We start from the raw sequence: 4,716 nt of genomic DNA, 5'->3' as shown, positions 1-4,716 counted from the left end.
CGCAGGACGTCTTCGCCGAGACCGAGACCAACGCGTACGCCGATGTCGTCCTCCCCGGCGCGATGTGGACCGAGACCCCCGCGGCCAGCGATTCCACGGTGTGCGGGGCGCCCGGGTCGGCCGCGATGAGCGCCTCGGACTGCCGGATCCGTGCGTCGAGGCCGGACCGGTCGGGTTCCCCGTGCGCCGTAGCGGTGGCGAGCAGGACGGCGGATTCCAGGGAGCAGAGGGTGAGCTCGCGGGCGGCGGTTCCGTGGGCCACGGCGACCCGGCCGTCCTCGGGCTCCCCGTCGAGCTCTTCCTCGGGCCTTTCCTCTGGCGGGGCCCCCGCCCCGGTCCAGCGGGCGTCCGCGAGCATCCGCCGGAACGCCGAATCCAGTCGTCCCCGCACGCCGTCCGGGACCGGTGTGACGGCGTACAGCCGGTCCCCGAGCGCGTACGGCCGCAGCCACTCCGTCCAGGTCGGCCGTGCCTGGCAGTGCACCCACCAGAACGCCCAGTGCCCCGCGCCCGGTGCGACCGCGTAGTGGTGGGGCAGGTCCGGGCCGAGGACGACGAGGTCTCCCGCGCCCGCCCCCGCCTCCTCGGCGCCCTGGGCGAGCCGGCCCTCACCGCCGGTGGTCCAGACGAAGAGCCAGCTGTCGGCGCCGCCCGGCCGGCTGATGCTGTAGCCGGGGCGCTGGTCGAAACGGCCGACCGTCACCAGGCCGGGCGGCGGGGACGGGACAGCAGACTCAGGCAACTGGACAGCATCCACAGGCATCCTCCCGGAAGGCGCTTCTGCCTAGCGTGAGGCATACAGGACACCGACGCGAAGGGACGGTCGCATGACAGTCACGGACAGGGATGCGACAACAGAGGCGGGCGCGGGCGGGGACGTCGTGCGGCGCTTCGAGGAGGACGGCTTCACCGTGGCGCGCGGGCTGTTCGCCCCGGCCGAGATCGACGCGCTGTGCGCCGAGTTCGCCGCGCTGCACGCCCGCGGACCGGTTCCCGGGCATTTCGAACCCCGCGCGACCGAAACGACGGGCCCGGCGGACCCGCTGCACGCCTACCCCCGGGTCATGAACCCGCACCGCATCAACGACCTGGCGCTGCGCCACCTCCTCGAACCCCGGTTGCGGAACATCCTCGAACTGCTGCTGGGTGAGGAGGTGCTGGCGGCGCAGAGCATGTTCTACTTCAAGCCGCCGGGCGCCCGCGGCCAGGCCCTGCACCAGGACAACTTCTATCTGCGGGTGGAGCCGGGCACCTGTGTGGCCGCCTGGATCGCCTGCGACGCGATCGACCGGGAGAACGGCGGCCTCGAAGTGGTCCCGGGCACCCACCGCATGGACGTGTTCTGCCCCGAAGAGGCCGACGAGGGACTGTCGTTCGCCCGCGAGTACGTCCCGCCGCCGCCCGGACTGGCCCCCGTTCCGGTCGACATGGAACCGGGGGACGTCCTGTTCTTCAACGGCAGCCTGGTGCACGGCTCCCAGCCCAACCACAGCGCCGACCGCTTCCGCCGCTCGTACATCGGCCACTACGTCGGCCGCTCCGCCGAGCGCATCGGCCGCCACTACCCCACCCTGACGATGAGCGGGGACCCGGTCCCACTGCGGGAGAGCGAGGGCGCGGGCCCGTGCGGCACGGAGTTCGAACCGGCGGGCCCGCACTGAGTCTGTCGAGCTCCCACCGGTCTCGGGATCCACTCGGCTCGGGGTCCCACCGGGTCAGGAGCGCAGCAACTCCGCCGCGCCCAGGTCGAGTACACCGTCGCGCCAGGTCAGCCCGCGCAGATCCCGTACGACGACGGGGGCGTCGGTGTCCAGACCGCGCGGCCCGACGCCGATGACGTACGCCCCGGCCGCGGCGCCCGCCGTGGCACCGGCCGCGCTGTCCTCGGAGACGACCGTGCGTGCCGGGTCCGTGCCCAGTTTCCCGGCGGCCGCGAGATAGCCGTCGGGGGCGGGTTTGCCGTGGCTGACGTCGTCCGCGGTGATGAGGACGGGCGGCAGGGGCAGGCCCGCGGCGGCGATACGGGCCCGGGCGAGCGCGTTCACTCCGGAGGTCACCACGGCCCAGCTGCCCTGCGGCAGGCTCGTCAGCAGGTCGAGGGCGCCGGGCAGTGCGGTCGTGGTGGCCGCCGCCTCGATCTCCAGGCGGTCGATCTCGGCGAGGGCGGCCGGCCGTTCCCCGGGGTCGGACACGAGCAGCGCGACAGTGTCGGCGGAGCGCCGGCCGTGCACCATCGCGGTGACCCGGTCGGCGGAGAGACCGCGGGCGCGTGCCCACTTGCTCCATGCCTGGTCGACGCCGAGGTCGGAGTCGACCAGCACGCCGTCGTTGTCGAACAGCAGGCCCTCGCAGGGGATGTTCACTGAAATGCACCTCACAGGGGCGGTTTCCCGGGCACGTCGGCCGACCTGCCTTCCCGGGGGCGGGGCGGCCGCCGGGAAAGCACAGCAGGGCCGGGCCCCTCAGCTGACGGGACGGTTGCGGTAGCGGCCGACGAGCTCCCGCGCGGCGGTCTGCATCCGGGCGGGCGGCAGCCCCTGGGCCAGCAGGGTCAGGTCATCGACGACCATGTCGCCGATGGTCAGGAAGGCCTCCGGGATACCGCCCGCGCGATGGGCGGAGAGGACCAGTCCATCCAGTTCGCGGGACGGGTCGTCGGCGGCGACGGGTTCGTCGGGCCAGACGTCGACGCCCGCGAGGAGCCTGCCCTCTGCGACCCGCGCGAGCAGCGCCGGGAAGTCCACGACGGGCGCTCTGCTGACCAGCACGAGCCGCGCGCCGTCGGGCAGCAGTCCCAGCTCACGCTCACCGAGCAGATGACGGCTGTCGTCCGTGACGGTCGCCAGGACGAAGACGAACCGGCTGCGGGTCAGGGTCTCGTCGAGGGTGGCCGGGACGAGACCCTGCTCGCGCAGGACGGCGGCCGGCAGCCACGGGTCGTAGACGCGCAGGGTGGGACGGAAGGGCGCCAGGAGCGGGTGGAGGCTGCGGCCGAGGTTCCCGAATCCGATCAGGCCTACGTCCGCGCCGCGCAGCAGTACGGCGTCGGTGTTGCCGTCGGACACGTACCGTTCGCGTCCGGCGCGGAAGGCGCGGTCCTCTCGGCTGATGCCGCGCGCCAGGTCGAGCGCGAGCCCGAGGGCGTACTCGGCGACGGCCTGGGCGTAGGCCGGTCCGCAGCCCAGGACGTGGATGCCGCGCCGGAAGCACCCTTCGTAGTCGACGTTCGGGAAGAAGTTGCCCTCGACGTTGAGCAGGGCCCTCAACTCGCCTGCCCGGGCGAGGCGTTCGGCCGGCAGATCGGGCTGTCCGACGACGGCGAACGCGTCTGGCAGCGCCTTGTCGAAGGCTTCCTCGGTGTCCGGTTCCACGACGGTGAAGCGGTCGTCGAGCCGGGCCAGTGCGTCCGGGGTGAAGATGCGTTCCTTGGGATGCGGGTCGGCTTGCAGGATCACGAGCGGCTTGTGCGGGGTGCTCACGGCTCTCCTTGCCTCCGTCACGGTTCTCGTACAGGCACTGGCGTCGGCCTCACCAAACGGTAGCCCGACGCTGTCGGCACGGCACCATGGCCGAGCACCCGGTCAGTCGACGGAGAGCCCCGCTGCGAAGCCCAGGATCGCGTCGGCGACCGGGCGCGGATTCTCCAGCAGCATCGCGTGGGTGCCGTCGATGTCGGCGACGGTCACCTCGGCACGCCCGTCGGCCAGTTCGGCGAGGTCCCGGGCGAGTCCCTTCGCGTAGGCCGCCATCAGTTCGTCGAACCAGTCGAGGCCCGGGATCGCCGGGACCGGCCGCAGCGCGCGGCCGAGCAGCAGGGGCCGGTCCATGCGGCGGAAGAGCGCGAAGAGGTCGAGCGATTCGATCTCTGCGAGCATCTCCAGGGCGTGCTCCCGCCCGGGCCGCAACTCCAGCTGGCCGTCGGCGCGTTCGTGGACGGAGCGCCGGACGCCCGCCTCCAACAGCTCGTACGGGATGCCCAGTTGCACGGACATCGCCCTCTGCTGGGCGAGCAGGTCCTTGAGCCCGCCCGGGGGAACGACCTGGCCCGCGACCGTCGCGGCCAACTCCCGTACCTGAGCGAGCCGTTCCTCGACATACGCCCGATCGAGACCCGCGTACTGGCCGGGCCTCCCCCACCCGTATCCGTCCAGGTTCACCGCGCCCGGAGTGATTCCCGGGTGGTCGAGGGCGTACCGGACGGCGAGCATCCCGCCGAGCGAGTGGCCGACGGGGAGCGCCTCGGGAATGCCGTGCGCGTCCAGGACCGCCTCGATGTCCGCGAGCACCTCGGCGATGCCCCACGTTCCGTCCGGCGAGAATCCGTGGCCCCGCAGGTCCACGGCCAGCACCCGGTGGTGGCGGGCGAGGAGCGGGGCTACGGCGGCCCAGTCCGCGAGAGTACGGCCGGCGCCGTGCAGCAGCAGGAGCGGGGTTCCCTCGCCGCCGTGGTCGTGGACGGCGAGGGTGACGTGGTCTCGGATCATGATCAAACACTAGAACGTCCGCGCGGGCCGGCGCTGCTGCGGGGTGGCCGGCCTTGTCGTCGTCGGGTGCGGGTGGGTGGGGGTTGCTCGCGCAGTTCCCCGCGCCCCCAAGAAGGCGGTGGCCCACGCCCATTGTCGGCTGCCGACCGTCATGGGGTGCTCGCGCGGTTCCCCGCGCCCCTGACGGGGCGGGGTGCGGCGCCGCACCCGACCGCCGGCCGCAACCCCCACC

5 protein-coding genes are annotated in these 4,716 nt (G+C 73.1%); 1 reads left to right on the top strand and 4 read right to left on the bottom strand.

Annotated features, from left to right (window positions below):
* Window positions 1-763: AraC family ligand binding domain-containing protein (locus tag O3Q52_RS49060; RefSeq protein WP_269654924.1), on the bottom strand; the 763-nt coding region annotated here is incomplete at its 3' end.
* Between the two features lie 64 nt (window positions 764-827).
* Between O3Q52_RS49060 and O3Q52_RS49055 the strand changes: the two genes are divergently transcribed.
* Window positions 828-1,661 carry a phytanoyl-CoA dioxygenase family protein gene (locus O3Q52_RS49055; RefSeq protein ID WP_269654923.1) on the top strand — a complete coding sequence of 278 codons (834 nt, stop codon included), beginning with the start codon at window positions 828-830 and terminating at the stop codon, window positions 1,659-1,661.
* Window positions 1,662-1,715: 54 nt separating this feature from the next.
* Here O3Q52_RS49055 and O3Q52_RS49050 read toward each other — a convergent pair whose 3' ends face one another.
* From O3Q52_RS49050 to O3Q52_RS49040, 3 genes are all read right to left on the bottom strand, one after another.
* Complete coding sequence (locus O3Q52_RS49050; RefSeq protein ID WP_269654922.1) at window positions 1,716-2,363, bottom strand: HAD-IA family hydrolase; 648 nt, start codon at window positions 2,361-2,363, stop codon at window positions 1,716-1,718.
* A 99-nt stretch (window positions 2,364-2,462) separates the two neighbouring features.
* A complete protein-coding gene (locus O3Q52_RS49045; RefSeq protein WP_269654921.1) occupies window positions 2,463-3,479 on the bottom strand; it encodes an NAD(P)-dependent oxidoreductase in 1,017 nt (338 codons plus the stop codon).
* Window positions 3,480-3,581: 102 nt separating this feature from the next.
* Window positions 3,582-4,484, bottom strand: a complete 903-nt coding sequence (locus O3Q52_RS49040) for an alpha/beta fold hydrolase (protein WP_269654920.1) — start codon at window positions 4,482-4,484, stop codon at window positions 3,582-3,584.
* Window positions 4,485-4,716: the final 232 nt, after the last annotated feature.

Source organism: Streptomyces sp. ActVer, from assembly GCF_027270795.1.
GTDB classification, from domain to species: Bacteria; Actinomycetota; Actinomycetes; order Streptomycetales; family Streptomycetaceae; genus Streptomyces; species Streptomyces umbrinus_A.
This window is presented reverse-complemented; position numbering and strand designations above follow the sequence as displayed.